Below are 26,327 nucleotides of genomic sequence, written 5' to 3'. Positions count from 1 at the left end.
CCCCTTGCGGCTCCACCGATCGGGTGGAGCCGCTGGAACGCTTGATGGATCGTGGGCTTGCATGGGCTATACTCTGAATTTTGCCGCTGTCTGGCGGAGCTTCGACCTGTTGCTCGAAGGGCTGGCGCTGAGCCTTGGCCTTGCCGTCGGGTCCATCCTCATAGGCTTCGCCATCGGTCTCGCCGTCGCCTTCGCCCTGGTGTCGAAATCGGCCTGGCTGAGGAAGCCCGCCGGTCTCTATGTCACGGTGATCCGCAACACGCCGATCCTGGTGCTCGTGCTTTTCACCTATTTCGCACTGCCTGAACTCGGCGTGCGACTCGGCAAGATCGAGAGCTTTGTGATGACCCTGGCGCTCTATTCCGGCGCCTATCTTGCCGAAGTGTTCCGGGGCGGGTTGCTCTCCGTGCCGCCGGGCCAGCGCGAAGCAGGGCTCGCCATCGGCCTGACCGAGATGCAGATCCGCACGTCGATCATCATTCCGCTGATGCTGCGCAATGTCCTGCCGTCGCTGTCGAGCACCTTCATCTCGCTGTTCAAGGATACGTCGCTTGCCGCAGCCATCGCGGTGCCGGAACTCACATTCGAGGCGCGCAAGATCAATGTCGAGACGTTCCGGGTGATCGAGACCTGGATCGTCGCCAGTTGCCTCTATGTCGCCACCTGCTCGCTGCTCGCCGCCCTTCTCCGGCAGGTCGAGCGACGCCTTTCGGTTCCAAGGTGACGCCGATGGAACTCTATGCTTTCTTTGACCAGCTATGGCTCGCCCGGCTTCCGATCCTGAAGGGTCTCGGCGTTACCATCTCGATTTCATTTTTCGCCATCCTTGCCGGCACCCTGCTCGGCGTCGCCGTCGGGCTCATTCTCACCTACGGGAATCGGCCGTTCCGCTGGCTGATCCGCGGCTACACGGATTTCATCCGGGGCACGCCGGTGCTGGTCCTGGTTCTGGCGAGCTACTATGTGCTGAGCACTGTCGGAATCGATCTCGGGCCATTCCAGGCCGGCGTTCTGGCGCTTTCTGTCTTCTGCAGCTCGCATGTCGGCGAGCTGACGCGCGGTGCCCTGCAATCGATCCCGAAAGGCCAGACCGAAGCCGCTAAGGCGATCGGGCTCACCTTCTCGCAGACCTTCCTCTATGTGCTCGGCCCGCAGGCTCTCCGCTCCGCGCTGCCGGCCTGGGTGAACACCGCGGCCGAAATGGTCAAGGCCTCGACACTGCTGTCGATCATTGGCGTTGCCGAGCTTCTGCTCCGGACGCAGGAGCAGATCTCTCGCACCTTCATGAGCCTCGAATTCTATTTCTTCGCGGGCTTTCTCTATTTTGTCATCAATTACGGCATCGAGCGTTTCGGCCGCTACGTCGAACGCAAGGTCACCGTCGCGTCATGAGGATCCGATGACTGGCGCGCTTCTCGAAATCAGCGATCTTCACAAGCGCTACGGCAATGTCGAGGTGCTCAAAGGCGTTGATTTCACCATGAACCGGGGGGAGGTGATCTCCATCATCGGTTCCTCCGGTTCCGGCAAGACGACCATGCTCCGCTGCATCAACATGCTCGAGGACTTCCAGGGTGGAACAATCCGCATCGACGGACAAGAGATCGGTTACGAGACCACCAATGGTGTGCGCCGTCGCAAGAAGGAGAGGGATATCGCCCGTCAACGGGCAATGACTGGCATGGCCTTCCAGCAGTTCAACCTGTTCCCGCATATGACGGCGGCCGGCAATGTCATGCTCGGCCTGATCAAGGTCCTCCGGATGAGCCGCGATGAAGCACGGGCGGTCGCCGAGAAATGGCTCGACCGGGTCGGCCTCCTCTCGCGTGTCGATCATTATCCTGGGCAGCTCTCCGGCGGCCAGCAGCAGCGCGTGGCCATCGCCCGCGCCATCGCCATGAACCCGAAGCTCATGCTGTTCGACGAGGTTACCTCGGCGCTTGATCCCGAACTGGTCAACGAGGTGCTGCAGGTCATCAAGGGCCTCGCCGCCGACGGCATGAGCATGCTGCTGGTGACCCACGAAATGCGTTTTGCCTACGAGACCTCGGCGCGGGTGGTGTTCATGAACCAGGGGCGGATCGGCGAACAAGGCGATCCGCGCGAGATGTTTCATCGGCCGCAAACCGAGCGGCTGGCAGAGTTCCTCAAGAATTCGACCTTTAACTGAAAGCGGAGAACAATTGTGACAATAAAACGCTATGGCGCAGGCGAAACGGGTGCGGGCGGTCAGGCCTTGCCCTTTGCACGCGCGGTCGAGGCCAATGGATGGCTCCACGTCTCGGGCCAGGTGGCGATGGAAAACGGTGAGATCGTCAGCGGCGGTATCATCTCCGAAAGCCGTCGGTCGATCGAAAACATGATCGCTATCCTCCATGAGGCCGGCTACACCGTCGACGATGTCGTGCGGATCGGCGTCTGGCTCGATGATCCCCGGGATTTCTGGAGCTTCAACGGTGTCTATGCGGAATATTTTGGCAAGAACCCGCCGGCGCGCGCTTGCGTTCAGTCGTCCATGATGGTCGATTGTAAGGTGGAGGTCGACTGCATCGCTTATCGTGCGGATCGCGGTTGAGGAATAGCCCGGAAACGGCATCGCCGAGGCGTCAACAGACACAATATCGCGACGCACAAGAGGGTTGGATCGGGCTTTCGAGATCCTGGAATTCCTGCGGGTCAATCGCCAGCCGATGCGCCCGAACGAGATCTCCTCGGAGACCGGTGCGCCGCGTTCGTCCGTCTATGAGCTGGTTGATCTGCTGCTTAGCCATGGAATGCTGGAATATCAGGACGGCGACGGGCGGGTCTTCCTCGTCCGGCGCCTCTACTTCCTTGGCACGGCCTATGCCCAGCAGTTCGATTTTATGCGGGGAATGCAACCGCATGCTGGTCCGGCTTGGCGAGGAGACCCGGGAAACTGCCCAGATGCGCCTGTATCGCCACGCTTTGCCTGGTTGCGCCCAGAGAAGACCGTCTCCGACATCGAGTGGCCTATCTCGATAGTCTGTTGAATGCTGCCGGAGAGATATCCGAAAAGCTGGGTTTCCACTCAGCGGAGAGCCCAGTTGCGCAAGCTCGGGCATGATGGCCGCTGACGGCATGGCAGACTGCCGACGCGACAACTAAATAGCCCCATTTCCGGTCTCCCCCTCATCACCACTGACGACGTGCTCGTTAATCTCGATCTTGCTGGGAGAACAGGTTCTCGTTGAGACATGCGTCGCAAAGGTTTGCCATTTCAAGAAGCATGGTCGTTCTCAAGATTTTTATTGACTAACTAATTAGTAAAATATATCCCAAACCCAGCAAGAGAGTTGGCCAGCCGACATACTGCAGGCGAATGGCCAGGAACGAGCGCAAGGGGAGCGTTTTGACAGCCATCGAGTCCGCCATCGAGGCGAAGGGCGTCACCAGGATTTTTCGATCGGCGGGACTGGAGCCGGTCACAGCGCTCGACGATGTCTCCGTCAAGATCCGCGAGAATGAGTTCTTCACCTTGCTCGGCCCGTCTGGCTGCGGAAAGACCACGCTGCTCCGGCTGATCGCCGGCTTCGAATATCCGACAGATGGCAAGATCCTGCTTTACGGCCAGGACATCGCGCCGCTTCCGCCCTTCAAGCGGCCGGTCAATACCGTGTTCCAGAGCTACGCCCTGTTTCCACACATGAGCGTGGCCGAGAACATTGCCTTCGGCCTTGAAATGCTCGGTAGATCCAAGGCTGAGATCGCAGCGCGCGTCGATGCAATGCTGAAGCTCGTGCATATGGAGGGCCTCCGGAACAGGCGCACCAGCCAGATCTCCGGCGGCCAGCAGCAGCGTGTGGCGTTGGCCCGTGCACTGGCACCGCAGCCGAAAGTGCTGCTGCTGGACGAGCCACTTTCGGCGCTCGACTACAAGCTGCGCAAGGAAATGCAGATCGAACTCAAGCGACTGCAGCACGAGACCGGCATCACCTTCATCTTCGTCACCCATGACCAGGAAGAAGCGCTGACCATGTCCGATCGGATCGCCGTGATGTCGTCAGGCAAGATCCTCCAGGTCGGATCGCCAAGGGCGATCTATGACCGGCCGGCCGATCGCTTCGTCGCGGACTTCATTGGCGAAACCAATTTCCTCACAGCAAGGATCGACAGCATCGATGGCGGCAAGGCCAGCGTGACGCTGAACTCGGGCGCCAAGATCTGTGCCACCGTGGCTGAGGACTACATGCCCAATGGCAAAGCCACCTTGGTTGTCCGCCCCGAGCATGCCAGGCTCGTCAAAGGTACGGGGGACATCGCAGGCACTGTCGATACCATCGTCTATTTCGGCACCGATACGCATATCAACGTCCGGCTCGGCGACGGCGAACTGTTCACCGTGCGCCAACAGAACACGCGCAACGGCGGATGCGGATTCGACAGCGGCGAGCCCGTCGGCATTCAGATCGGCGATGATGCCGCCCAGGTTCTCAAGGATTGAATGATGGGAACCGCCAGCGAGGTCATCGAAAGACATGAACGCCGGGATATTCGCTCACGCTGGCTGCTTTCGGCGCCCGCCCTTCTCATCATCCTGTTTGCGGCGGCCGGCCCGCTTCTGATCGTGGTGGTCTATTCATTCCTCGTCCCTGGATCCTATGGCGATGTGAAATGGCAGTTTTCGCCCGACGCATGGGTCGGCGTGCTTCTCGAACGCGACATGTTCGATGACACATTGTCTTTCGCCGACGCGCATCTCACAATCTTCTGGCGCTCGATCAAGCTCTCGGTCGCCACCACCGTCCTGACATTGGTCTTCGGATTTCCGACCGCCTATTTCATCACCACGCGATCGGAGCGCAGCCGGGATTTCTGGCTGTTCCTCATCACGATCCCGTTCTGGACCAATGTGCTGATCCGTACCTTCGCGATCCAGGAGGTGATCCGCAATGGCGGCGTGATCAATTCGCTGCTTTCGATGACCGGGATCACCGACCAGCCGATCCAGATGATGTACACGGACTTCGCCGTGCTGCTGGGCATGATCTATGTCTTCCTGCCGCTGATGGTGCTGCCGCTTTACGCCAGCATGGAGAAGATCGATTTCCGCTTGGTCGAGGCGGCCTATGACCTCTACGCCACGCGGTTTCAGGTGCTGTGGCGGGTCATCATCCCCATGGTAAAGCCTGGCATCGTCGCCGGCTCGATCCTCGTCTTCATCCCCTCGCTCGGCGCCTATGTGACGCCGCGGGTCATGGGCGGTGGCTCGAACCTGATGATCGGCAACCTGATCGAACTGCAGTTCGGCCAAGGTCGCAACTGGCCGCTCGGTGCTTCGCTCTCTATCACGCTGATGGCGATCGTCATGATCGCGATGATGGTCTTCGTGCGCAACGCGAGCCGATCGGGTGCCGGACATGGCTAAGGCTATTTCGACATATTCAAGATCAATCGGCCGGGGGGCACGTGGGTTCGATATCAGGCAGCAAGGCGGCTTTACCTTCGTGGCGGCGCTTTGCTTCTTCGCCCTCTATGTACCGATCGCCACCCTGGTTGTCTTCGCTTTCAATGACAACAATTCAACCGCTGTCTGGCTGGGATTCTCAACGCGCTGGTTTGAGACGGCCTGGAACAATCAGCAAGTCGCCGAGGCGGCGATCCGCTCCTTCCAGATCGCAGCGACGTCCGCCGTTCTGGCGACAGTGGCCGCGACCATGGCAGCACTTGCGACCACTCGCACCAAGCCATACCGCGCGCTGCAGTTCAAATATGCCTTCATCAACCAGCCGCTGATCGTGCCGGAGATCGTGCTTGCCGTCGCGCTGCTGATCTTCTTTTCGCGAATCAAGCTCGCGACCGGCTATTCGGGGCTCGGTTATCTCATCGCGGCGCATACGGCGTTCTGCATCCCCTTCGCCTATCTGCCGATCCGGGCGCGTCTCGAGAATATGGACCTGTCGCTCGAAATGGCGGCCGCCGACCTCTATGCCACGCCATGGAAATGCTTCCGGAGGGTGACACTTCCGCTGCTCTGGCCGGGCGTTATTGCAGGTCTGATGCTCGCCTTCGTCGTCTCCCTCGACGATGTGGTGATCACCGAATTCGTCAAGTCCGGCGGTCAGGAAACGCTGCCCACCTACATGCTCGGCCAGATCCGGCGCGGCGTGACGCCGGAGATCAATGCGATTTCGACTGTGTTCCTGCTGCTCTCGGTCGCGATCGTCACAGTATTTTTCTTTGCCAGCAAGAAACGGGCCTGAGGTCGTCGACCGCGCGCCCAACAAAAGGGGAGAATGACGATGAACTGGAGAACGACCGTGGCCATGGCCGTCCTGGCGATGCTTGGTTCGGGGGGCGCGGCGCTCGCCGATGGCGAACTCAACATCTACACATGGGGAAATTACACCAGCCCCGAACTGATCAAGAAGTTCGAGGAAACCTACAAGGTCAAGGTGACCATCACCGACTTCGATTCCAATGACACCGCGCTCGCCAAGATCCGCCAAGGCGGACACGGCTTCGACATCGTCGTGCCGTCGGCCAGCGTGGTGCCGATCTGGATCAGCGAAGGATTGCTCTTGGAATCTCGCCCCGACCAGATGGATAATTTCAAGCATGTCGACCCGAAATGGGCGGATGTCGACTTCGATCCCGGCCGCAAATTCACCGTTCCCTGGCAATGGGGTACGACTGGAATATCTGTCAATACGTCGGTCTATGCCGGCGATCCAAACACATCGGCCATCTTCCTCGACCCTCCGCAGGAGCTAGTGGGCAAGATCAATGTCGTGCCTGAAATGGGCGATATCCTCTATCTCGCGATCCACTATGTCGGCGGCGAATACTGCACCGGCGACAAGACGGTTCTCAAGAAGGCACGCGACAAGTTGGCAGAGGCCAAGCCGAAATGGCTTTCCCTCGACTATGGCGCCGTCGACGGCCTCGGCCGCGGCGATATCGCGGCGGGCGTCAACTGGAACGGCATCTCCTTCCGCCAGCGGCTGCAGAACGACAAGATCGTCTATGGCTACCCGAAGGAAGGCTTCCCGATCTGGATGGACAATGTCGCGGTCCTCAAGGATGCCAAGAATGTCGAGAATGCCAAGCTTTTCCAGAACTTCATCATGGCGCCGGAGAACGCCGCGTTGATCTCGGCCTTCGCGCGCTATGCCAACGGTATCAAGGGGTCGGAGGCGTTCATGCCTGCCGACATGAAGGACGCGCCGGAGATCAACATCCCCGCAGAGCTGTTCGACAAGGGCAAGTTCCTGCCGACCTGCCCCGAGGACATCCGGAACCTCTACACGAAGATCTGGGTCGATCTCCAGAAATAGCTGGACCCGGAGCGCCCCGGCATACCGGCCGGGGTCGCTCTGACGCCGCGACCTCCGACACACAATGTTCGAATTTCAAGCGCGACCGGTTCGGTCGCAGGAGACTATCCATGACCGATCTCGACCTTTGCTACATGCCGGCGAACGAAGCGCTCCGCCTGTTCAAAGCGAAGAAGCTCTCGCCCGTCGAACTGATGCAGGCCACGATTTCGCGTGCCGAGGCCACGGAGCCGACGATCAACTGCCTGACCTACACCTATTTCGACGAGGCGATGGATCTGGCCCGCAAGGCAGAGGCAAAATATGCAAAGGGCGCAAAGACGGGCTCGCTCGAGGGCCTGCCCATCGGCATCAAGGACGAGAGCTACATCAAGGGCAAGCCGACGTCGCACGGCTCGCTGCTGACCAACGACGGGATCAGCGACCACACGTCACCGGTCAACGAGCGCATCATGAAGGCGGGCGGCATCGTGCATGCCCGAACGGCAACGCCCGAATTCAGCTGCGCCGGCTACACCTGGTCGAAGCGCTGGGGCGTCACCCGCAATCCGTGGAATCCCGATTTCACGCCGGGCGGTTCGTCCGGCGGCACAGCGGCAACGCTGGCGGCGGGCACCTCGACAATTGCGACCGGCTCCGACATCGCGGGTTCGATCCGCATTCCGGCATCGGCCTGCGGCCTGGTGGGGTTCAAGCCGCCCTATGGCCGCAATCCCGACGAACCGCCGTTCAACCTCGATTTCTATTGCCATACCGGGCCCTTGGCGCGAAACGTCACAGATGCGATCCTGCTGCAGAACGTCATGGCTGGCCCGAGCCCGATGGACATTGCCACGCTGCGCCCAAAAATGCGTCTGCCGCTCGATTACAAGCCGATCAGCGGGTGGAAGATCGCCTTCTCGATGGATCTCGGCGAGTTCGAGGTGCACGAGGACGTACGGCGCAACACACTTCATGCCTGCGACGTGTTCCGTTCGCTCGGTGCCACCGTGGAAGAAGTCGATCTCGGCTGGAACGGCGGGGTGCTGAAGTCAGGCATGGCCTATCTCGAACATCTGTTCGGTGCATCGCTGGCGCCGCTGCTGGCTGAGCACGGCGACGAGATGACGAGCTACGCGCGCCAGTTCGCCGTGGACGGCCAGAAATCGAAGGCCACCGACTTCGTCGGCACGCTCGACACTGCCGCCCGGATGTACCAGACGCTTGGACCGCTGCTGGAAAAATACGATGTGCTGATCTGCCCGACCAATGCGCTCGCCTCGGTGCCGGCGGAGTTCGACCACACCATCGACATGGTGGAGATCAATGGAAAGATCGTCGATCCTTCGCTCGGCTGGGTGATGACCACGCCGTTCAACATGCTGAGCCGTTGCCCGGTCCTGTCCATGCCATCAGGCCATGCAAGCAACGGCGTGCCGACCGGCATCCAGATCGTCGGGCGTACCTACTGTGATGCCGACGTGTTCCGCGCCGCCATCGCCTATGAAACGGCTCAGGGCCAATGGTACCGCAGTGCCTCAACGCGCCCGTCGATCTGATCGGCAGGACGGTCCTCACGGGCGCCGGCGCTTGATCGACGACGGCAACTGTGGTGAGTGAGCGATCGGCGCAGCAGTGACCAGAGAAGTGCAGAATCCCAATGGCAGAGGCGAAACTTTCACGAGCCAATCCGGTTCCCAGAGACCGCCCCAAGGATCGCCGAAGGGAGCGCGGCGAGGCGAGCGTGCAGCGCATCATCGACGCCACCATCGAGCTGATCGCCGACGAGGGCCTCGCGGGCCTGACGATGCAGCGCATCGCCAAGCAGGCCGAGGCGTCCACGGCTCTGGTGGTCTTCCACTTTCAAAGCAAGGAGAACCTGTTCAGGGCGGTCCTGCAGTATCTCAGCGAGCAGTATGACCAGCTATGGGCGACGCTGGTGCGTGCCCCCGGCATGACGCCCGTCCAACGTCTGATGGGTGCGGTTGACTGCGCGCAGCGCTTTTCGCGGCTGCACCCGAAATGGGTCTCAGTGTTCGTCGTGTTCGCCAGCGACCGCAACAGCATGCAACTTTACCACGAAATCGGCCTGCCGGGTGATCTTGGCTACAACGCGGAATCGCGCGACCTGATCGCCGAAATCGCCCGCGACGGCGGTTACGACAGGGTCGACCCCGCCACGCTCTCCGAGGGTCTGAACTACCTGGTCCACGGCGCCTGGTTCTGGGATCACGTCAATCCACCGGCTGCCGATTCCGATGTGTTCCGCAAGACCGTGCTGAGACTGTTGCACCAGGCCTTTCCCCGGCATTTCGATCTCGCAATGGCCTGAGGCTCGCGGTTTCGGGAGCGGGGCGAACGTTCTTCGGCCGAACGCGTCCCTTCTCCGCGGCCGGGAACGGGTGCGGGATCCCGGCGTTCTCCATGAAGCATGCAAGCGGCAGGGAAGATATCATGTCCAGAGTTGAGTCAGATGACCTACAGGATCATCAGCGAAGGCTTCGTCGGCTGCAGACGATTGCCCGGGTGATGGACACTGCCCTTGTGATTCCAGGAACCAATATTCGATTCGGGGCAGACGCGATCCTCGGGCTCATACCGGGAGGCGGCGATCTGGTTGGGGCTGCAATCGGTCTGGCGATCGTCAATGAAGCCCGGCGCCTGGGCGTACCCAGAGCGGTGATGGCGAGGATGATTCTTGATATCGGCCTCGACACCGTGCTGGGTAGCGTCCCTCTATTTGGCGATGTGTTCGACGTCTATTTCAAGGCGAATCGCCGGAATGCCCAACTTGTGCTCGAGCATTTCCAGAGCGAACGGAACTGAGCCTTCAGGAAGGCTGTTGGGCCGCTTCCCTGAAGGAGACAAGGCGCCCACTTCTCTCGTCCCACAATGTCAGCCTGACACAATGAAGGCTCTGCCATAGCGTGATGCGGCCGATGTCGCCCAGTTCAGGGTGATCGCGCAAGACCTCGGGCAGTCGGTAGAACGGCACCCGGCTCGACAGGTGATGGACGTGATGAACGCCGATATTTCCTGTGATCCATCTGAGCGGGAAGGGGAGGTCGTAATGGGACGCGCCGTGAAGAGCTGCTGTCTGGAATTGCCATTCAGGCTTCTTCGACCAGTGTGTGTCCTCGAACTGGTGCTGGACGTAAAACAGCCAGACGCCGGCCGCGGCCGCCATCAAGGTGATCGGCAGGTGGACCGTCAGAAACGGCAGGAGACCAGTCACCCAGATTATTGCGCCGACGAGAAGGGCGACGGCCACATTGGTGGCCATGGTCGATACCCACGGCACATATCCCGATCGAAACATGCCGAAGGGCAATCGCTGCTTGATCAGGAAAAGCCATGCCGGTCCGATGCCGAACATGACGAGCGGGTGCCGATAGAGCCGATAGCCCAGCCGGCTCCAACGCGAAAGGGCCCGGTATTCTTCGATGGTGAGCGTGGTGATATCGCCTATGCCGCGCTCGTCGAGATTCCCGGCCGAAGCGTGATGTTCAGCATGGGCCCGGCGCCAATAGTCATAGGGGGTCAGCGTCAGCACGCCGATTGTCCGGCCGGTCCAGTCGTCGAGCCAGCGGCGGCCGAAGAATGAACCATGACCGCAGTCATGCTGGATCATGAAAAGCCGCAGCAGAAATCCGGCAGCGGGGAGCGTCAGGATCAGGCCCCACCAGATTTCGTACCACACCGACACCATGGCCAGCCCCCACAACAGAGCGAACGGGATGGCCGTTACGGCGAGCTCGAAGACACTTCGTCCGGTATGAGGTTGCCGATATCTTGCGAGGACTTTGAGCCATGACTTTTCGTCAATTCGGCTCGCATCATATGGACCGGACGCAGAGATCATCAATCGTCTTCTCTATTGTGGCGACACGCAACGCGTCGCGGACGTAGTCAGCTTGCCCGGCATCCTTCCGTTCAGGTGGTGCCGTACTAGGCTCGCTCGCCGCGATCAGGCGAATTTCGCGCGCTTGGCGGTAAGCGCGGCGACGGCATTGCTGCGATCGAGCATTCCCTTTGCGAGGCGGGCCTCACGCAACCGCGCCGTCTTATCCTCTCGGGCCTGAATGGATAGATCCTGCTCTTCCACGGCGTTTCCACGACCGAAGAATTGCGACTGAACATTGCCAAAGGCGATTTCCGCCTGCTGGCGCGATTTATTATAGCTTTGAGTCATGATTGTCTCGTTCTTTCGGTTGCTGCTCGGATAGGCGAGCGGCAATAAAAAAGGCCAGGCATTTAGCCTGACCTCGGTTGGTATCTTGCTCTCACAGTGCCAGTACATCCGTGGTCAAGGGAGAGCAGATACCGGATTTAAGCAGCCTGAAGGTTGCAGGCGGACATCTTGCCCGACTTGTTGTCGCGCTCCATGTCGTAGCCGATCTTCTGGCCTTCGACGATTTCGCGCATTCCGGCGCGTTCGACGGCCGAGATGTGGACGAACGCGTCAGCGCCGCCATCGTCAGGCTGAATGAAGCCGAAGCCCTTTGTGGAATTGAACCATTTTACTGTGCCAGTGGTCATGATGAACCCTTTCAATAGCAACTGAGAAACCTCAACGCGGATGCGCTGCGGATGGTGATAGCGATTTTTGAAAGGAAGGTTCGTTCAAGGCACGGTGCTAGTCGCGCGGTAACCAAAGCTCAGCAAGCAAATATCGATAAACTTTAAATAGGGCGCCTGGGAGGGAATGTCAACTTTTAGTTTTGCGATTGCTGCCTCCTTCCAATACGATCGGCGTTTTGCACAAGGCATCCCCGGCAAACGACACTCATGCCGGGGCGGAACATAGCGCTCAAATCTTGACCTGGTCATCGACCACTTCCGTGTCGGGGCGGTCGCCGCCGCTGGCCTCTTCGGACTGCCACCGACCATCGGAGAGCTGATAGGAAATGCCGACATTTTCGCCGCCGAGCTGCTGTCGCTGAGCCGCCGACTTTGCGGCGCGGACAGCGCTGTCGTGGTCCGGAAATGTTTCCGACCAGACATCTCCCACATGATATCCGAACCCGCCGTCATGCTCTCCAACTTGATATGTGACCGTCATCGAAGCTGTCCTTTCAAAGTTGCGGCTTGGTCGAACGTTGCGGCTCTGACGCCGTCTTATCCTCGCGCGAGAATCCTGGATTGCCGCTAGTGTCTGCGCGCGGAACCGATAAGCAACACCTGGCACGGACGAAAGTTCCCGCCGCGGAACCAATGGTCCGAGCCGGTGACCGCCCGAGACGTAAAGGCAAGATCTCGCCGTCCGCCTCGATGAAGATCGACTTCGAGAATTGGTGCTCTCTATCCAACCTGCGTCGCGAAAGACTGCGATGACATAGCGACCGTTCGCGAGAACGGTTTCCGCGACAGATCCGATATGACGGGAAGCGCCAACTGGGGCGAGGGCAACAAGCTTGCTATTTCGGCTGCTCCAAGGGCCAGACTTCAACCACCCCATGCGCGACAGCGCAGGGCGTCTTGGCAACCATCTCGATTACTTCCGCGAGACTATTGGCCTCGATGATCGCAAAGCCGGCAATCGGCAAAGTCGACTGCAGAAAGGCTCCCTCTGTCGTCTCGACGTGGCTGCCATCATGGTTGCGCACTTGGACCGGTGAGCCAGCGATGCCCATCAGGACGCCTTGGTTTTTCAGCGTCTCATCATGTGCGTGTGCGTCGTCACGGACGGCGCGAGCCGTCCGGTCGTAGCCCGCCTGGTCTCCGTATCCTATCGTTACATATCTGGGCATCTGGATTAATTCCCGTCTTTTTGAGTTGGGCGTGGTGACCTGCACCTCCAGGACTGGCCGAAGCGCAGCATGGTTTGCTGGGTTCCCATTCCATCCAATTGCGAATTGCAACTGGTTTAGGGTTGTCGCATAACTGGTCCTGTTACGCAACCGGTCTTCGATTGAAGATCGACAGCTTTTCAATGGCTGAGCAACATTGCGCAGTGAGCAGGACGGAATTCCGTCAGTAGACCAAGATACGCTTCAACACAGCCGCACGCCATGGATCAACCTGCCGCTTTCGTTTTCGCCGCCTCCATGGCAGCGGCGACGCTGGCACCGAGGAACATTGTGTCGCTGGCGAGGATGAAGAAGCGGATGCCGGATTGCGCCCAGGTGCCGATGTCGTCGGGCGACGGCCTGAAGATGCCGACGGTCCGGCCTGCGCGGGTCGCGGCCTTTGCGATCGTCTCGATGGCGGCATTCAGTTTTTTGGCGCCGGCCGGACCCATGGCATCGATCGACACCGAGAGATCTCCGGGGCCGATGAAGATCACGTCCACGCCGCCCACGGCTGCGATCGCGTCGATATTGGCGAGCCCTTCGGCCGTTTCGACCTGGATTGCCAGCAACAGGCTCTTGTTCGCCGCCGCCAGGTAGTCCGGAATGCGATAGCCGTAAGCCGCGGCCCGCCCGGGGCCGACGCCGCGCGCGCCGACGGGCGGATAGCGCGTCGCCTGGACCGCTGCTCGGGCCTGCTCGGCGGTGGAAACGCGTGGCACCAGGACGCCCGCAGCGCCGGCATCGAGCGCAGCCGCAATCGACTCCGCCGCATGCCCAGGCACCCGGACCATCGCCGGCACACCATGCACGTCGGCGGCCCGCACCAGATCCTCGATGCGTTCGCGGCTGATCTGCGCATGCTCCCAGTCGATGCAGATGAAATCGACGCCGGCGGACGCAGTGACCTCGATCGCAACGGGATGCGGAATGGCGGCGAACGTGCCGATGGTGACCTCACCGCCCGTGCATCGCTCCTGGAAATTCTGCATGCTTTTCTCCACTGACAACCTGTGCCGACCCAATAAATTTAAGCTTGAAATATTCTGCCGGTGCAATACCAATATCGTGCTCAAATGATCAAATGCGGCAAAATGCCGTGAGCGCGTCTGACGCGGGAGGCACGATGACACATCCGCTCAAAGGGGCCAACCGGCTCAAACTTGGCGTCTTCTCGGCCAATGCGGATGGCGGCCTGGCCATCACCGATGTTCCCGAGCGCTGGAAAGCGGGCTGGGACGACAATCTCACCGCCGCGCAGATTGCCGATCGTGCCGGGCTGGAGTTCTTCCTGCCGATTGCCCGCTGGGCCGGGTTCGGCGGCAAGAACCATGTGCGTGAATGGTCGTTCGAGACCTTTACCTGGGCAGCCGCACTGGCCGCCTCGACCCGTCAGATCGGCCTCTTCATGACCGTGCATGTGCCGCTCGTCCACCCGCTCTATGCGGCCAAGGCGTTGGCGACGGTCGACCATGTCAGCGGCGGTCGCGCCGGGCTCAACATTGTCTGCGGCTGGAATCCGAAAGAGTTTGCGATGTTCGGCACGCCGCTGGTCGAGAAGGGCTACGACCAGGCCGCCGAATGGATCGAGGTCATCGAGAAGGCCTATGCGTCGGATGATCCCTTCGATTTCGAGGGCAGCTACTACAAACTGAAGGGTGTCGTCAGCCGACCGGCGAGCCTGCAAGGCCCAAGGCCGGTGACGATGAACGCGGCCTTCGGCGGGCCAGGCCGCGATTTCGCCGCGGCCCATTGCGACTACCTATTCACCACTTTCACCGAGATCGACGCAGCCGGAAGCCATGTCGAGGATATTCGTGCGCGCGCTGAAAAAGCCGGCCGCGACGTCGGCGTTTACACGGTATGCCATGTGGTTTGCCGCGAGACGCAGGCCGAGGCGGACGATTATTATGAGCGCTATGCCCTCGAACTGGCCGACCATGCCGCCGTCGATATCCACATGGCCGGCAAGAAGGAATTTTCGCAGTCGCACGACGCAACGGCTTACGAGCGCTACCGCAAGCGCTTTGCGGGTGGTGCAGGCAGCTATCCGCTTGTCGGTACGCCGGAAAAGATCGTCGAGGATATGGCCGCCATATCAGCCAAGGGCTACGCTGGGATCGCGTTGTCCTTCGTAAACTATACGCAGGAACTGCCATTCTTCTGCGACCGGGTACTGCCGTTGCTGCGCAAAGCCGGGCTGCGCCAGTGACCCGATAGTAGGATGGATGCCATAACAAACCCGGGAGAACCATCATATTGACCGACATGGGTCTGACAAAAGTCTCTTCGCGCACGACCGTACAAGATGGGGTCTATGAGCAGCTGCGCCATGCGCTGATGTGGGGTATGTTCGAGCCATCGCAGGTGACGACCATCGCGTCGCTCGCGACCGAGTTCGGCACCAGCCATATGCCGGTGCGCGAAGCGCTCAGACGGCTGGCAGCCGAGAACGGGCTTGAGATCGCCCGCAACGGGTCGGCGCGGGTACCGGCTGTCTCGCGTGCGCGGCTCGATGACCTCTGCCGCGTGCGCAAGACGCTCGAGGGGCTCGCCACCGAGCTGGCGACACCGCGGATGCGCGCTGATGATATCGAGCGCTGCAGGCAGTTGGCGGTCGAGCATGAAGAACTGGGCCGCGCCGGCAAGGTCTATGATATGCTGCGCAAGAACCACGAACTCCACTTCGCGATCTATGATCTCTCCGGCTCAGAGGCCTTGCCGCAACTGATCGCGACGCTCTGGCTGCGTTTCGGTCCCTATATGCGGCTACTCTCGGACCTGGTCGCGCGGCAGCTCGATCAGGGGATCATCCACCCCTATTCGACCTATCATCACGAGATGATCGAGGCTTTTCAAGCGGGCGATGGCAAGAGGGCAGGTGCCTTAATGGCTGCCGATATCGAGGCGACGCAAAAACTGTTGCAGGTTTTGTGCTGAAATATAGTTGAACTTTAAAATATCTTGTGATCAAATAATCAAACCTGCCCCGCGAAGGGCCAAATGACCGGTGCGCCGAGACGGACTGGCGAGACAGAGGGAGCGGATATGTCGGTTCAAGGCACTGATCGGACGAATGCGGGCGGCAACGAATTTCCGGTCGACGAACTCCGCGCGCTGTTTCCGGCGCTACGCAAGGCCAACGGCTTCATCTTCCTCGAGAATGCCGGCGGATCGCAGGTGCCGCAGTCGGTCGTTGATGCCGTCGCCAACCACCTGATCGACAATAACGTTCAGCGCATGGCGAAATACGAACACAGCCAGGGCGTCGACCGCAATCTCGAAGCCGCGCGCGAAAGCGTCGCTCTCCTCGTCAACGCCTATCGGCCGGAAGAAATCTCCTTCGGCCTCAACGCCACGTCTTTCATACGGTTGGTTAGCCTCGGCATCGCCAAGCTGCTCGGCGAGCGCAATGAGATCGTGGTCACCGACATGGACCATGACGCCAATATCGCGACATGGATGGCGCTGGAAGCGGATGGCGCCAAGATCGTCTGGTGGCGGATGCGCGAAGACGGCACGCTGCACACCGCCGATCTCGAGCCGCTGCTCAACGCGCGTACGCGACTGGTGGCGGTCACGGTCACGGCCCATTCGATCGGCACCATCGTCGATGTCAAGACGGTCGGCAAGCTCGCACATGCCGTCGGCGCAGAAGTCTTCCTCGATTCCGTCCATTTCGGCCCGCATGGCCTCATCGACGTGCAGGCATGGGATTGCGACTATCTCGTCTGCTCTGGCTACAAGAATTTCTCGCCGCATATGGGCTTCCTCTGGGGTCGCTACGACGCGCTGGTCAAGCTTCCCACTTTCAAGGAAGATTTCATACCCGATGTCCCGCCCTACAAGATCGAGGTCGGTACATTCACCTACGAGAATGTGGCCGGCATGAATGCGGCCGTTCACTATCTCGAGGATATTGGCCGGCGGTTCCTGCCGGGCAGCGGGCAGAGCCGCCGCGAGGCGCTTGCAGCCGCGATGGCCGCGATCCGCGACTACGAACTGATCCTGTCGCGCGAGATGATCCGCGTGCTCAAACGGCATGGCGCCGAGATCTACGGCATTTCCGATGAGGCCAAGCTCGCCGGCCGCGTGCCGACCATCTGCTTCAACATTCCCGGTGTGACGCCGCAGCACATCGCCGCCGAAATGGGCAAGGCGCGGATCGGCGTCCGCGACGGCCACATGTTCGCACCGCGCCTGATGAAGCGGCTGGGCCTCGCCATGGAAACCGGCGCCCTTCGTGTGTCGCTGGTCCATTACAATAAGGTCGAGGAGGTCGCCCGTTTCGACGCCGTTCTCGGCGATATCATCGCGGCGGCGAAGGGTTCGCCCAAATTGGCCAGGAGCGCCTGACCGATGTCGCTGTTGCCATCAGACATTTCCAATGAGGCCATGAGAAAGCGCTACGCCTTCGATGGCATTCGCGCTCAGATCCGCGACCTGCGCACGGAGAATATCGCCGTCCTCGCCGCGCGGGCGAAAGCACTCGGCGATGTCATCCCGCTCTGGTTCGGCGAGGGCGATGTCGTCACACCGCCCTTCATCCGCGACGCGGCCAAGGCGGCGCTCGACGAGGGCCAGACCTTCTACATTCCCAATATGCGCGGCTACGGCCCGCTGATCGAGGAACTCTCCGCCTATCAGAGCCGCATCCATGGCCGGCCGATTCCGGTGGAGCGCTCGACGATCGCGCCGGGGGGCATGCAGGCGCTCTATCTGGCGCTGACCCTGCTTGTCGATGTCGGCACCAATGTTGTCTATGTCGCGCCGCAATGGCCGAATATCCACAACGCCATCCACCTGGTCGGCGGCGAGCCGCGCCCGGTGCCGCTTGGCTTCGACACCGACTGGCGCCTTGACCTCGACAAGCTCTTTGCCGCCTGCGATGCGCGCACCCGCGCGATCTTCCTGTCGACGCCCTCCAACCCGACGGGCTGGACCGCGAGCCGGGAGGAGATGCAGGCCCTTCTCGATTTCAGCCGCCGGACCGGTATCTGGATCATTTCGGATGAGGTCTATAACCGGCTGTACTTCGACGGCGTGGCGGCGCCGTCGATTCTCCAACTCGCCGAAGACGGCGACCGTGTGCTGGCGGTCAACAGCTTCTCCAAGGCTTGGGCGATGACCGGCTGGCGGCTCGGCTGGCTGACGCACCCCTCCGGCGTGGCGGACCAGCTTGCGGCGATGACGCAATATGCCAATAGCGGCACGCCTGGCTTCGTGCAGGCAGGTGGCGCAGTGGCGCTTCGCGATGGCGAGCCGCTGGTCGCCGAGATTGTCGGCCGCATCAAGGCCGGGCTGGATCTCACCTATGAGCGGCTCTCGGAGATACCAGGCGTCATTCTTCCCGAAAAGCCGCGTGGTGGAATGTATGCCTTCTTCGCGCTCGAGGGCCAGCCGGATGCGCGCGACGCCTGCACCATGATCTTGGAGAAGTCGCGTGTCGGGCTGGCGCCCGGTCATCTGTTCGGCGCATCATCGGGCGCGTTCCTGCGCATGTGCGTCTTCCGTGACATCGCGCAGATTTCTACCGCGCTCGACCGCATGGTCGACGCGCTTTGAAATGACGCTCCGCATGTCCGCGGATCGGCAATACCCGGCGACAGATTAACCCGCCGGGCTAAAACCAGAGGGAGACAAGAATGAGCCTGACCCGTCGCCACCTTCTCGCCATGACAGCCGCACTCGGCCTGTCCTCAGCCGCTTTCGGCGCACTCGCCGCCGATGTACTGAATGTTGGTTCCTATCCCAACAACCCGCCCTTCGAATACAAGACCGCAGACGGCGGTTTCGAGGGCTTCGAAGTCGATATCGTCAACGAAGCCGCCAAGCGCGCCGGCATGACCACCTCGATCGCCGACTACGACTTCCAGGCGCTGTTCTCGGCCACGACCTCGGGCCGTATCGATGTCGCGATCTCGTCCATTACCATCACCAAGGAGCGCTTGGGCTCACAGTCCTTCACCCAGCCCTATTACGACTCCGATATGGGCGTGGCGATCAAGGAAGACAGCCCGATTGCCGGTCTCAAGGACCTCAAGGGCAAGATCATCGGCGTTCTCTCGGGTTCGACCGGCGAGAAATGGGCCCAGGAACATACCGCCGAATATGGCTTCGCTGAAGTGAAGGGCTACAACACCCAGCAGGACGTCATGCTTGACCTCAATGCCGGCCGCGTCGATGGCGTGGTCAGCGACATCCCGGGCATGGAGTTCCTCTTCACCAAGATGAAGGGCCTTAAGGTCAAGGAACGCATCAAGACCGGCGAACAGTACGGCCTGATGATGACCAAGGACCATGCGAAGCTGCAGGCGCTCTCGGACGCCATCGGCGCAATGAAGAAGGACGGCACGCTCGCCGCAATCCACAAGAAGTGGTTCGGCACCGACGCGCCGGCCGGCTCGTCGACTGTCACCGAACTGCCGATCCCGACGCCCTGATCCTGGCTTCGCATCGTCGTTAGATTGCGGCTCTCCGCCCCTCCTGCATGGCAGCGAGGGGCGGGGATCCCCGATGGCAGCAGTCTGGACGCAGATTTCAGTGAACGAACGCGCATCCGTCGAATGCTCCATTTCCCTTTCCGCTCATCTGCTGCTTAGCTCGGTGAGTTCTCCAGCCTTACCGAGGTGCGGCCATGTCCTTGATCGAGACATTCTTCAATCATGAAGTGCTTTGGTCCAGCCTGCCGGCTCTGCTGCGTGGCTTTTGGAACACGCTGCTGCTCGGCATTATGAGCATCGCCATCGGCGTGCCCGCAGGCATGGTGATCGGCATCATCAGACTCTATGCGCCCAGGCCGGTACGCCTCCTGATGATCGGTTATATCGACATCATGCGCGCCATGCCGATGCTCGTGATGCTCATTCTGATCTATTACGCGCTGCCATTTGTCGGCATCCGGCTTTCTTCCTGGGCGTCTGCCGTGCTCGCCTTCTCCGTCGTCATGGCAGCCTATTCGGCGGAAGTCTTCCGGTCGGGCATCGAAGGCGTGCCTCGCGGTCAGTTCGAGGCGGCGGCGGCGCTCGGCCTTCCCTTCCTTCTGACCCTGCGCAAAGTGATCCTTCCGCAGGCGATCCGCATCGTGATCCCGCCGACGACGAGCAATTGCGTGTCAATGTTCAAGGATACGTCGCTGGCCTCGACCGTGGCGCTGCCGGAACTCCTGAAGGAAGCGAGCAATGCCCAGGCGCTCTATGCCAATCCTTCGCCGCTGATCGGCGCAGCGCTGGTCTATGTCGTCTTCCTCTGGCCGATGGTGCGGTTGGTGAGCGTGCTGGAGAAGCGCTACAAGGCCGAAGGCTCTCGATAATCGTTCTCAGGAAGCCGAGATCTCCAAGACCATCAAGGATAGCCTGCATGACAGCCATTCCCGATCTCGCCGCCATCGAGGCGATGGATGCCAGCGATCCCCTCCGTAGCATGCGCGATCGTTTCGTGCTGCCCGAGGGCGTGATCTATCTCGATGGCAATTCGCTCGGTGCCGCCTCCAAGGCCGTCTTCGGCGAGCTCGAAAAGGCCGCTCGGGAGGAATGGGGCCAGGACCTCATCCGTGCCTGGAACAAGGATGGCTGGTTCGAAATGCCGCTCGAGCTGGGCGACCGCATCGGCCGGCTGATCGGCGCCGCTCCCGGCCAGACCGTGGTGGCGGACACAACGTCGATCAATATCTACAAGGCGCTGCACGCGGCGCTGGGCCTGCGCCCGGATCGCTCTGTCATTGTGGCTGAAGGTAACAGCTTCCCCACCGACCTCTATATGGCCGAGGGCGTTGCCTCGACACGGTCGGGAACGACATTGCGCCTCGAAGGCGTCGATGCGCCCGCGATCGAAGATCTGATCGACGAAAAAGTCGCCGTGATCCTCGTCAACCACGCCAATTACAAATCCGGCGAACTCCGCGACATGGCGGCATTGACCCGGAAGGCGCACGAGGCCGGTGCGCTCATCGTCTGGGATCTTTGCCACACGGCCGGCGCGCTGACAGTGGATCTCGACGGATCCAACGCCGACTTCGCTGTCGGCTGCAGCTACAAATATCTCAATGGCGGCCCCGGCGCTCCTGCCTTCATCTATGTCGCCAGCAGGCATCTTGCCGAGGCGCGCCAGCCGCTCAGCGGCTGGTGGGGCCATGCACGGCCCTTTGCTTTCGAGCAGGGTTTCGATGCCAGCAGCGGCATCCGCCGCTTTCAATGCGGAACGCAGCCAATCCTGTCGCTGCGCGCGCTCAAGGGCGCTCTCGACATCTGGGCCGATGTGGATATGCAGGCGCTCCGCGCCAAGAGCATCGCGCTGACCGATCTCTTCATCCAACTGGTCGAGTCGCGATGTGCTGGCCATGGCCTCACATTGGAAAGCCCGCGCGACGCCAGCCGCCGCGGCAGCCAGGTATCATTTGAGCACGACAATGCCTATCCCATCATGCAGGCCTTGATCGAACGCGGTGTGATCGGTGACTTCCGCGCGCCGGCCACCATCCGCTTCGGCTTCACGCCGCTCTACACGAGCTTTGGCGATGTCTGGCGGGCGGTCGAGATTCTGGAGGACGTTCTGCGCAGCGGCGCTTGGCGGGAGCAGCGATTTTCGGTGCGGGCAGCCGTCACCTGACGGGCTCCTGACGCGGATGCTTGATCGCGCAGTTTGGGAGGACATCAGGTGCTATCGTGCAAAATCACCAACTGGGACGACGCCTATTCCAATGGTGCCAATATTCCCGGAGGCGACCGCTGGCCGGCTGCCTGGGTAGCGCCGGCCGAGGATTTCCGGAATAGGCTTTCTGGCATTGGCCGGGCTAAGCTCGGCATCGCCTATGGCGCCCGACCTCGCAACCGGCTCGATCTCTTCCTGCCTGAAGGCATGCCGAAAGGCCTCGTGGTCTTCGTTCACGGCGGCTACTGGATGGCGCTCGACAACAGCTATTGGTCCCATCTCGCCGGTGGTGCGGTTGCGCGTGGTTATGCGGTGGCAATGCCCTCCTACACGCTCTGCCCCGAAGTGCGCCTCAGCCAGATTGTCGCCGAGATCGGCGCGGCCATCGCCAAGACGGCCGAGTTGGTCGAAGGCTCGATCATGCTGACCGGCCATTCCGCCGGCGGCCATCTGGTTAGCCGGATGCTTTGTGCGACTACGCCGCTCCCACTCTCGGTCAGCGTGCGGATTAGCAATGTCCTATCGATTTCCGGTCTACATGACCTCCGCCCGCTGATGAACACCGGCATGAACGAAATGCTCCGCATCGACGAGACCGAAGCGCTGGCCGAAAGCCCTGCGCTGCTCAGGCCGATTGACGGCGCGCGCATCACCTGCTGGGCGGGCGGTGCCGAGCGCGCCGAGTTCCTGCGCCAGAGCGCGCTTCTCGCCAATGTCTGGACAGGCCTTGGTGCGACCACGTGTGCCGTGGTCGAGCCCGATCAGCATCACTTCAACATCATCGACGGCCTCGCCGATCCCGACCATCCATTGACGAGGACGCTGCTGGGAGAGCTATGACCTGTCGCGAGGGGCGGCCTACTTCACCGACGAACGCGCCCCTCCGTGGCGACCGATCCGAGATTTTGCGCCGTCGAGAAATGAGTCAGCAGGGGCGCGGAAGGATCATCCCCGAGCGGATGCTGGCATTCATCAAATTGATGTCTCGTAGGTCGGAGACGCGATCATCAGGGGAAAGACCGATATCGTCCATCAGAGCGTCAGGCATCGCGTTTACGTCCAGCCTGTTGCGATGTGTGTTCGTCGAGGTGATGCCTCTCAAGAACCTGAGAAATCCAGCGATTCTCGAAGTCTGACCCGTGTCCTGGCTGATCTCGGCATGGCTCATATTGCACCTGTTCATATTCCTATCTAGCGCTAATATGCCCGGAGGCTGAAATTCGTACCAATTCAAATTCCCGGCCTATGCATGAACTGGACTGATCCATGAGCGTCTTGAACCGATTTCCCGTGAACGCGCTGCGGGTGTTCGAAGCCGCGGCTCGGCTCGGCAGTTTTACCCAGGCCGGTGAGGAACTCGGCATCGGGCAGACCGCCGTGAGCTACCAGATCAAGCTGCTCGAGGAGCTGATCGGCACGCCGCTCTTTGTTCGAAGACCCCGCTACGTTCGCTTGACTGAGACAGGGGAGCGGTTGTCTGTCAAAGCCACCCAAGCCTTCAACATTCTGCGAGATGCGCTGGCCGAGGTCGAGAATGCGCCGGACACGGCGCTTGTGATCGATTCAACGCCCACCTTCGCGTCGCAATGGCTAGCCCGTCATCTAGGGACGTTTCAGCTCAGGCATCCGCGTCTGGCGGTGCGACTGACGAGCCGGGAGACATTGGTCGACTTCAGCCGGGACCTGGTGGATGTCGCAATCCGCGGCGGACGCGGAGACTGGCCGGGCCTGGATTGCCACAGGCTGATGCCAGTCGACTTCACACCGATGCTAAGCCCGGCTTTGGCAGAAAAAGTCGGCGGACTTCATGAGCCCGCCGATCTCCTCAAGCTGCCTATCCTGGATACCGAGGATCCCTGGTGGCGGTTGTGGTTCGACGCTGCGGGGGTAGAGAATGCAAGCCTCGCGGAGAGACCGGCAACCGAACTCGGCGTACAGTTCTTCGGCGCCCAGGCGGCGATGGCAGGACAAGGCGTGGCGATGCTGACACCCGCCTTCTATCGGGACGACATCACTTTAGGTCGGCTCTACCAGCCGTTCGATATCGTCGGAAATGACGGGCATTCCTACTGGCTGGTCTATCCGGAAACCCGGCGAAACATAAAGAAGGTGCGGGACTTCCGCGAATGGATCGTCGAGGAATTCCACATCTGGAGCCAGTCATGACCTGGCTTTGACACCGCACAGCCAGTTCAGCCTCCAGTTTGGTCACTCCGGCGCACCGCGTCAGCATGGGTCAAAATCCTGTTGCAATGCAGTTGTAGGATGATAGTATCACTCCATCAGGCGATAGGACGAGATCGTGAAGAAGGGAATACTCAGCACCCGGGAGCAGTTGCCGGACAAGGTCGTGTCGATGCTTTTCGCCGACATTGAATCCGGCCGGATGGTCCCCGGTGAAAAGCTGCCGACGGAGCAGCAGCTTGCAGATCGGTTCGGCGTGAGCCGCAACGTGCTGCGCGAGGCTGTTGCCAAGCTCAGGGCAGACGGTGTCGTCGAGACGCGCCAGGGGATCGGCACCTTCATCCTCGAGCCGGAAAAGCGCCAGGTCGTCCGCATCGATGCCGCGACGCTGCAGGATGGCGAGAATATGGAGCGGCTGTTCGAGCTGCGCTGCGTGCTGGAAACGGAGGCCGCCTCGCTCGCGGCCGTGCGCGGCGATACCGAGAGCCTCAGAAAGATAAAGTCGGCAGTCGACCGCATGGGCGGTGAAGAGAGATGGGAGGAAGGCAGCATCGATGCCGACCTCGAATTCCATCGCGAGATCGCACGCGCCACCGGCAACGGCTTCTTCTTCACGTTCATCACCTTCATCGGCGAACGGATCCGCGGCTCGATAGAATATGCGCGGCTGACCAATCCGCTGCACGACCTCGTCGCCATCAATGTGCCGGAACATGTCGCGATCTATGATGCGCTGGCAGCCGGCGATCCTGCGGAGGCGGGCGCGGCCATGCGGCGGCATATCATCGGCGCTGCCGAACGCGTCGGCGTGATGCTGCCCGGCCAGGCATGGGCGCAACCCACGCTCGGAACATTTCTTACGAAGGAACGGCCATGAGCTTCGCCAGCACGACGCGCATTACGGATATCTGCCTGCTGGTCGAAGACGTCGCCGCCACGGTCGATTTCTATGTCGGAAAGCTCGGCTTCTCGCTACGCCGGCGGGCAGAGGGTTTCGCGGATTTCCAGGCCAACGGCATCACGCTCGCAGCCTGGGAAATCGACCATATCCACGCCCATACCGGTGTATCTGATCTCAAGGCGCCGAAGCTGGCGCACAAGGCTTGCGTCGCGGTGGAGGTCGAGACGCCGGCGCTGGTCGACAAGCATTACCGCGATCTCGTCGCCAACGGCGTGAGCTTCTATGCACCGCCGGACGACTACGTGTGGAACGCGCGCTGCGCCTATTTCTACGACCCGGACGGCACGCTCTGGGAACTCTATGCCTGGCTCGAAGGCGGCCCGGGCTCCTATCACGTGGAGACCTGACCACCTCCGGGCATTGTCGCATCTCACGTCACAAAAAGGGGAACAGGAGACGCAGCATGACCAATCTCAATCACACCATCAGCCGGCGCGCATTTCTCAAGGCCGGAGCAACCGTTGCGGCCTTCGCGCCGGGCATCCAGCTGATCATGCCCAGCGAAGCGCGCGCCGCCGGCAAGGTCGTCATCCAGTATGACTGGCTGATGTCGAACGGACAGATCGGCGACGTTGCCGCAGCGACGAACGGCTATTTCAAGGAGGCCGGCCTCGAGGTCGAGTTCAGCCCTGGCGGTCCGAACAGCGCCACCGTGCCGCCGGTCATTTCCGGAAGCGCCCAGCTCGGGCAGTTCTCGGAAACGCCGCAGCTCTTCAATGCGCGCGCCAGCGGCATTCCGGTCAAGATCCTGGCTTGCGGCTTCCGCACTGGCCCCTATGCCCTGACCTCCAAGCCAGGCAAGCCGATCCGGGCCATCGCCGACCTCAAGGGCAAGAAAATCGGCATCCAGCCGACGGCGCGTTTCGTCATCGAGGCCATCGCGACGAAGAACAACATTCCGATGAGCGATTTCGAGGTCGTCAATGTCGGCTTCGACAAGGGCCCGCTGCTCAGTGGCGAGGTTGACGCGATCGGCGGATGGATCACCAACACCCAGGCGCTGAGCGTGGTCGGCGACGACCGTATCGACCTTCTCGTCAGCGATCTCGGACTGGCATCCTATGCCGACGTCTATTTCGCAACGGACACAGCGGTCGAGGAAAACGCCGAGACGCTGGCGAAATTTGTCGGTGCGGTCGCCAAGGGCTGGGGGTGGGTGCACGCCAATCCGACCAAGGCGGTGGAAACGCTGGTCACAGCCTATCCGCAACTCGATCTCGGCTGGGAGCAGAAGACGATCGATCTCGTCCTCAAGCTCAGCTTCGACGCAGCCACGGCCAAGGATGGCTGGGGCACGTTCGATCCGGCCTCGCTCGAAGAGCAGATCGCGCTCTATGACAAGATCGGGCAATATCCGAACGGCCGGCCGAAGGCCGAGGATGTCTATACGACGAAGATCCTCGAAATGACGGCGGCCGAGCGGCCGAAGCTCGATGCGCCGGGAAGCTAATGGGCGACGACCGCAGACAA

Annotated in this window: 29 protein-coding genes and 1 pseudogene; 24 read left to right on the top strand and 6 right to left on the bottom strand. The window is 61.1% G+C overall.

What is annotated here, in order from left to right; all coding sequences use genetic code 11:
• Positions 1 to 61 precede the first annotated feature (61 nt).
• The 12 genes and pseudogenes from AC2YI2_RS21440 (at position 62) to AC2YI2_RS21385 (ending at position 10,100) form a co-directional block, all read left to right on the top strand.
• On the top strand, positions 62 to 724 hold the full coding sequence (locus AC2YI2_RS21440; RefSeq protein ID WP_487388520.1) for an amino acid ABC transporter permease: 663 nt from the start codon (positions 62 to 64) through the stop codon (positions 722 to 724).
• Between the two features lie 5 nt (positions 725 to 729).
• Complete coding sequence (locus AC2YI2_RS21435; protein WP_487388519.1) at positions 730 to 1,392, top strand: amino acid ABC transporter permease; 663 nt, start codon at positions 730 to 732, stop codon at positions 1,390 to 1,392.
• A 7-nt stretch (positions 1,393 to 1,399) separates the two neighbouring features.
• Positions 1,400 to 2,170, top strand: coding sequence for an amino acid ABC transporter ATP-binding protein (locus tag AC2YI2_RS21430; RefSeq protein WP_487388518.1), 771 nt, complete (start codon positions 1,400 to 1,402; stop codon positions 2,168 to 2,170).
• Between the two features lie 15 nt (positions 2,171 to 2,185).
• On the top strand, positions 2,186 to 2,575 hold the full coding sequence (locus AC2YI2_RS21425) for a RidA family protein (RefSeq protein ID WP_487388517.1): 390 nt from the start codon (positions 2,186 to 2,188) through the stop codon (positions 2,573 to 2,575).
• Positions 2,576 to 2,594: 19 nt separating this feature from the next.
• Positions 2,595 to 2,928: pseudogene (locus AC2YI2_RS21420) on the top strand (helix-turn-helix domain-containing protein); the annotation flags it as partial.
• 442 nt (positions 2,929 to 3,370) lie between these two features.
• The gene (locus tag AC2YI2_RS21415) at positions 3,371 to 4,462 is read left to right on the top strand and encodes an ABC transporter ATP-binding protein (protein WP_487388516.1); all 1,092 of its coding nucleotides are present in this window, start codon (positions 3,371 to 3,373) and stop codon (positions 4,460 to 4,462) included.
• Positions 4,463 to 4,465: 3 nt separating this feature from the next.
• The gene (locus tag AC2YI2_RS21410; RefSeq protein WP_487388515.1) at positions 4,466 to 5,386 is read left to right on the top strand and encodes an ABC transporter permease; all 921 of its coding nucleotides are present in this window, start codon (positions 4,466 to 4,468) and stop codon (positions 5,384 to 5,386) included.
• Positions 5,379 to 6,221, top strand: coding sequence for an ABC transporter permease (locus tag AC2YI2_RS21405; RefSeq protein WP_487388514.1), 843 nt, complete (start codon positions 5,379 to 5,381; stop codon positions 6,219 to 6,221). The genes AC2YI2_RS21410 and AC2YI2_RS21405 overlap by 8 nt, the downstream gene beginning before the upstream one ends.
• 39 nt (positions 6,222 to 6,260) lie before the next feature.
• Positions 6,261 to 7,295 (top strand): extracellular solute-binding protein, encoded by a 1,035-nt coding sequence (locus AC2YI2_RS21400; protein WP_487388513.1) that lies wholly within the window; start codon positions 6,261 to 6,263, stop codon positions 7,293 to 7,295.
• A 110-nt stretch (positions 7,296 to 7,405) separates the two neighbouring features.
• Positions 7,406 to 8,833 carry an amidase gene (locus tag AC2YI2_RS21395; protein WP_487388512.1) on the top strand — a complete coding sequence of 476 codons (1,428 nt, stop codon included), beginning with the start codon at positions 7,406 to 7,408 and terminating at the stop codon, positions 8,831 to 8,833.
• Positions 8,834 to 8,934: 101 nt separating this feature from the next.
• Positions 8,935 to 9,606, top strand: a complete 672-nt coding sequence (locus AC2YI2_RS21390) for a TetR/AcrR family transcriptional regulator (protein WP_487388511.1) — start codon at positions 8,935 to 8,937, stop codon at positions 9,604 to 9,606.
• A gap of 122 nt (positions 9,607 to 9,728) precedes the next feature.
• The gene (locus AC2YI2_RS21385) at positions 9,729 to 10,100 is read left to right on the top strand and encodes a DUF4112 domain-containing protein (RefSeq protein WP_487388657.1); all 372 of its coding nucleotides are present in this window, start codon (positions 9,729 to 9,731) and stop codon (positions 10,098 to 10,100) included.
• 4 nt (positions 10,101 to 10,104) lie between these two features.
• Here AC2YI2_RS21385 and AC2YI2_RS21380 read toward each other — a convergent pair whose 3' ends face one another.
• The 6 genes from AC2YI2_RS21380 to AC2YI2_RS21355 form a co-directional block, all read right to left on the bottom strand.
• Positions 10,105 to 11,136: a fatty acid desaturase gene (locus tag AC2YI2_RS21380; RefSeq protein ID WP_487388510.1), complete on the bottom strand. Its 1,032-nt coding sequence runs from the start codon at positions 11,134 to 11,136 to the stop codon at positions 10,105 to 10,107.
• Between the two features lie 105 nt (positions 11,137 to 11,241).
• Positions 11,242 to 11,466: a hypothetical protein gene (locus AC2YI2_RS21375; RefSeq protein ID WP_487388656.1), complete on the bottom strand. Its 225-nt coding sequence runs from the start codon at positions 11,464 to 11,466 to the stop codon at positions 11,242 to 11,244.
• A gap of 137 nt (positions 11,467 to 11,603) precedes the next feature.
• Positions 11,604 to 11,813, bottom strand: coding sequence for a cold-shock protein (locus AC2YI2_RS21370; RefSeq protein ID WP_487388509.1), 210 nt, complete (start codon positions 11,811 to 11,813; stop codon positions 11,604 to 11,606).
• A gap of 271 nt (positions 11,814 to 12,084) precedes the next feature.
• Positions 12,085 to 12,336, bottom strand: a complete 252-nt coding sequence (locus AC2YI2_RS21365) for a hypothetical protein (RefSeq protein WP_487388508.1) — start codon at positions 12,334 to 12,336, stop codon at positions 12,085 to 12,087.
• A gap of 355 nt (positions 12,337 to 12,691) precedes the next feature.
• Positions 12,692 to 13,024 (bottom strand): YciI family protein, encoded by a 333-nt coding sequence (locus AC2YI2_RS21360; protein WP_487388507.1) that lies wholly within the window; start codon positions 13,022 to 13,024, stop codon positions 12,692 to 12,694.
• A gap of 266 nt (positions 13,025 to 13,290) precedes the next feature.
• Positions 13,291 to 14,055: an HpcH/HpaI aldolase family protein gene (locus AC2YI2_RS21355; protein WP_487388506.1), complete on the bottom strand. Its 765-nt coding sequence runs from the start codon at positions 14,053 to 14,055 to the stop codon at positions 13,291 to 13,293.
• Between the two features lie 134 nt (positions 14,056 to 14,189).
• Here AC2YI2_RS21355 and AC2YI2_RS21350 point away from each other — a divergent pair, with 134 nt between their 5' ends.
• From AC2YI2_RS21350 to AC2YI2_RS21295, 12 genes are all read left to right on the top strand, one after another.
• A complete protein-coding gene (locus AC2YI2_RS21350) occupies positions 14,190 to 15,275 on the top strand; it encodes an LLM class flavin-dependent oxidoreductase (protein WP_487388505.1) in 1,086 nt (361 codons plus the stop codon).
• A 56-nt stretch (positions 15,276 to 15,331) separates the two neighbouring features.
• Positions 15,332 to 16,003 (top strand): GntR family transcriptional regulator, encoded by a 672-nt coding sequence (locus AC2YI2_RS21345; RefSeq protein ID WP_487388655.1) that lies wholly within the window; start codon positions 15,332 to 15,334, stop codon positions 16,001 to 16,003.
• Between the two features lie 108 nt (positions 16,004 to 16,111).
• Entirely contained in the window at positions 16,112 to 17,419 is a 1,308-nt protein-coding gene (locus tag AC2YI2_RS21340; RefSeq protein WP_487388504.1) for a cysteine desulfurase-like protein, read from the top strand.
• A gap of 39 nt (positions 17,420 to 17,458) precedes the next feature.
• Positions 17,459 to 18,628 carry a pyridoxal phosphate-dependent aminotransferase gene (locus AC2YI2_RS21335; protein ID WP_487388503.1) on the top strand — a complete coding sequence of 390 codons (1,170 nt, stop codon included), beginning with the start codon at positions 17,459 to 17,461 and terminating at the stop codon, positions 18,626 to 18,628.
• Between the two features lie 80 nt (positions 18,629 to 18,708).
• Positions 18,709 to 19,506: an ABC transporter substrate-binding protein gene (locus AC2YI2_RS21330; protein ID WP_487388502.1), complete on the top strand. Its 798-nt coding sequence runs from the start codon at positions 18,709 to 18,711 to the stop codon at positions 19,504 to 19,506.
• Between the two features lie 194 nt (positions 19,507 to 19,700).
• Complete coding sequence (locus AC2YI2_RS21325; RefSeq protein ID WP_487388501.1) at positions 19,701 to 20,375, top strand: amino acid ABC transporter permease; 675 nt, start codon at positions 19,701 to 19,703, stop codon at positions 20,373 to 20,375.
• A 47-nt stretch (positions 20,376 to 20,422) separates the two neighbouring features.
• Entirely contained in the window at positions 20,423 to 21,670 is a 1,248-nt protein-coding gene (gene kynU, locus AC2YI2_RS21320) for a kynureninase (protein ID WP_487388500.1), read from the top strand.
• 48 nt (positions 21,671 to 21,718) lie between these two features.
• Positions 21,719 to 22,552: an alpha/beta hydrolase gene (locus AC2YI2_RS21315; RefSeq protein WP_487388499.1), complete on the top strand. Its 834-nt coding sequence runs from the start codon at positions 21,719 to 21,721 to the stop codon at positions 22,550 to 22,552.
• A gap of 426 nt (positions 22,553 to 22,978) precedes the next feature.
• Positions 22,979 to 23,878 (top strand): LysR substrate-binding domain-containing protein, encoded by a 900-nt coding sequence (locus AC2YI2_RS21310; protein ID WP_487388498.1) that lies wholly within the window; start codon positions 22,979 to 22,981, stop codon positions 23,876 to 23,878.
• Between the two features lie 136 nt (positions 23,879 to 24,014).
• Entirely contained in the window at positions 24,015 to 24,773 is a 759-nt protein-coding gene (locus AC2YI2_RS21305) for a FadR/GntR family transcriptional regulator (RefSeq protein WP_487388497.1), read from the top strand.
• Positions 24,770 to 25,204 (top strand): VOC family protein, encoded by a 435-nt coding sequence (locus AC2YI2_RS21300; RefSeq protein ID WP_487388496.1) that lies wholly within the window; start codon positions 24,770 to 24,772, stop codon positions 25,202 to 25,204. The genes AC2YI2_RS21305 and AC2YI2_RS21300 overlap by 4 nt, the downstream gene beginning before the upstream one ends.
• 56 nt (positions 25,205 to 25,260) lie before the next feature.
• Positions 25,261 to 26,307, top strand: a complete 1,047-nt coding sequence (locus AC2YI2_RS21295) for an ABC transporter substrate-binding protein (protein ID WP_487388495.1) — start codon at positions 25,261 to 25,263, stop codon at positions 26,305 to 26,307.
• Positions 26,308 to 26,327: the final 20 nt, after the last annotated feature.

The organism is Rhizobium sp. SRI_017, assembly GCF_057586295.1.
The sequence above is the reverse complement of the archived record's forward strand: the minus strand, read 5'-3'. Positions and strand labels throughout refer to the sequence as shown.

Coding starts and splice junctions, on each gene's coding strand:
- AC2YI2_RS21440 (WP_487388520.1), top strand. CDS start 62: ATGGGCTATACTCTGAATTTTGCCGCTGTCTGGCGGAGCTTCGACCTG.
- AC2YI2_RS21435 (WP_487388519.1), top strand. CDS start 730: ATGGAACTCTATGCTTTCTTTGACCAGCTATGGCTCGCCCGGCTTCCG.
- AC2YI2_RS21430 (WP_487388518.1), top strand. CDS start 1,400: ATGACTGGCGCGCTTCTCGAAATCAGCGATCTTCACAAGCGCTACGGC.
- AC2YI2_RS21410 (WP_487388515.1), top strand. CDS start 4,466: ATGGGAACCGCCAGCGAGGTCATCGAAAGACATGAACGCCGGGATATT.
- AC2YI2_RS21405 (WP_487388514.1), top strand. CDS start 5,379: ATGGCTAAGGCTATTTCGACATATTCAAGATCAATCGGCCGGGGGGCA.
- AC2YI2_RS21400 (WP_487388513.1), top strand. CDS start 6,261: ATGAACTGGAGAACGACCGTGGCCATGGCCGTCCTGGCGATGCTTGGT.
- AC2YI2_RS21395 (WP_487388512.1), top strand. CDS start 7,406: ATGACCGATCTCGACCTTTGCTACATGCCGGCGAACGAAGCGCTCCGC.
- AC2YI2_RS21390 (WP_487388511.1), top strand. CDS start 8,935: ATGGCAGAGGCGAAACTTTCACGAGCCAATCCGGTTCCCAGAGACCGC.
- AC2YI2_RS21385 (WP_487388657.1), top strand. CDS start 9,729: ATGTCCAGAGTTGAGTCAGATGACCTACAGGATCATCAGCGAAGGCTT.
- AC2YI2_RS21380 (WP_487388510.1), bottom strand. CDS start 11,136: ATGATCTCTGCGTCCGGTCCATATGATGCGAGCCGAATTGACGAAAAG.
- AC2YI2_RS21375 (WP_487388656.1), bottom strand. CDS start 11,466: ATGACTCAAAGCTATAATAAATCGCGCCAGCAGGCGGAAATCGCCTTT.
- AC2YI2_RS21370 (WP_487388509.1), bottom strand. CDS start 11,813: ATGACCACTGGCACAGTAAAATGGTTCAATTCCACAAAGGGCTTCGGC.
- AC2YI2_RS21365 (WP_487388508.1), bottom strand. CDS start 12,336: ATGACGGTCACATATCAAGTTGGAGAGCATGACGGCGGGTTCGGATAT.
- AC2YI2_RS21360 (WP_487388507.1), bottom strand. CDS start 13,024: ATGCCCAGATATGTAACGATAGGATACGGAGACCAGGCGGGCTACGAC.
- AC2YI2_RS21355 (WP_487388506.1), bottom strand. CDS start 14,055: ATGCAGAATTTCCAGGAGCGATGCACGGGCGGTGAGGTCACCATCGGC.
- AC2YI2_RS21350 (WP_487388505.1), top strand. CDS start 14,190: ATGACACATCCGCTCAAAGGGGCCAACCGGCTCAAACTTGGCGTCTTC.
- AC2YI2_RS21345 (WP_487388655.1), top strand. CDS start 15,332: ATGGGTCTGACAAAAGTCTCTTCGCGCACGACCGTACAAGATGGGGTC.
- AC2YI2_RS21340 (WP_487388504.1), top strand. CDS start 16,112: ATGTCGGTTCAAGGCACTGATCGGACGAATGCGGGCGGCAACGAATTT.
- AC2YI2_RS21335 (WP_487388503.1), top strand. CDS start 17,459: ATGAGAAAGCGCTACGCCTTCGATGGCATTCGCGCTCAGATCCGCGAC.
- AC2YI2_RS21330 (WP_487388502.1), top strand. CDS start 18,709: ATGAGCCTGACCCGTCGCCACCTTCTCGCCATGACAGCCGCACTCGGC.
- AC2YI2_RS21325 (WP_487388501.1), top strand. CDS start 19,701: ATGTCCTTGATCGAGACATTCTTCAATCATGAAGTGCTTTGGTCCAGC.
- kynU (WP_487388500.1), top strand. CDS start 20,423: ATGACAGCCATTCCCGATCTCGCCGCCATCGAGGCGATGGATGCCAGC.
- AC2YI2_RS21310 (WP_487388498.1), top strand. CDS start 22,979: ATGAGCGTCTTGAACCGATTTCCCGTGAACGCGCTGCGGGTGTTCGAA.
- AC2YI2_RS21300 (WP_487388496.1), top strand. CDS start 24,770: ATGAGCTTCGCCAGCACGACGCGCATTACGGATATCTGCCTGCTGGTC.
- AC2YI2_RS21295 (WP_487388495.1), top strand. CDS start 25,261: ATGACCAATCTCAATCACACCATCAGCCGGCGCGCATTTCTCAAGGCC.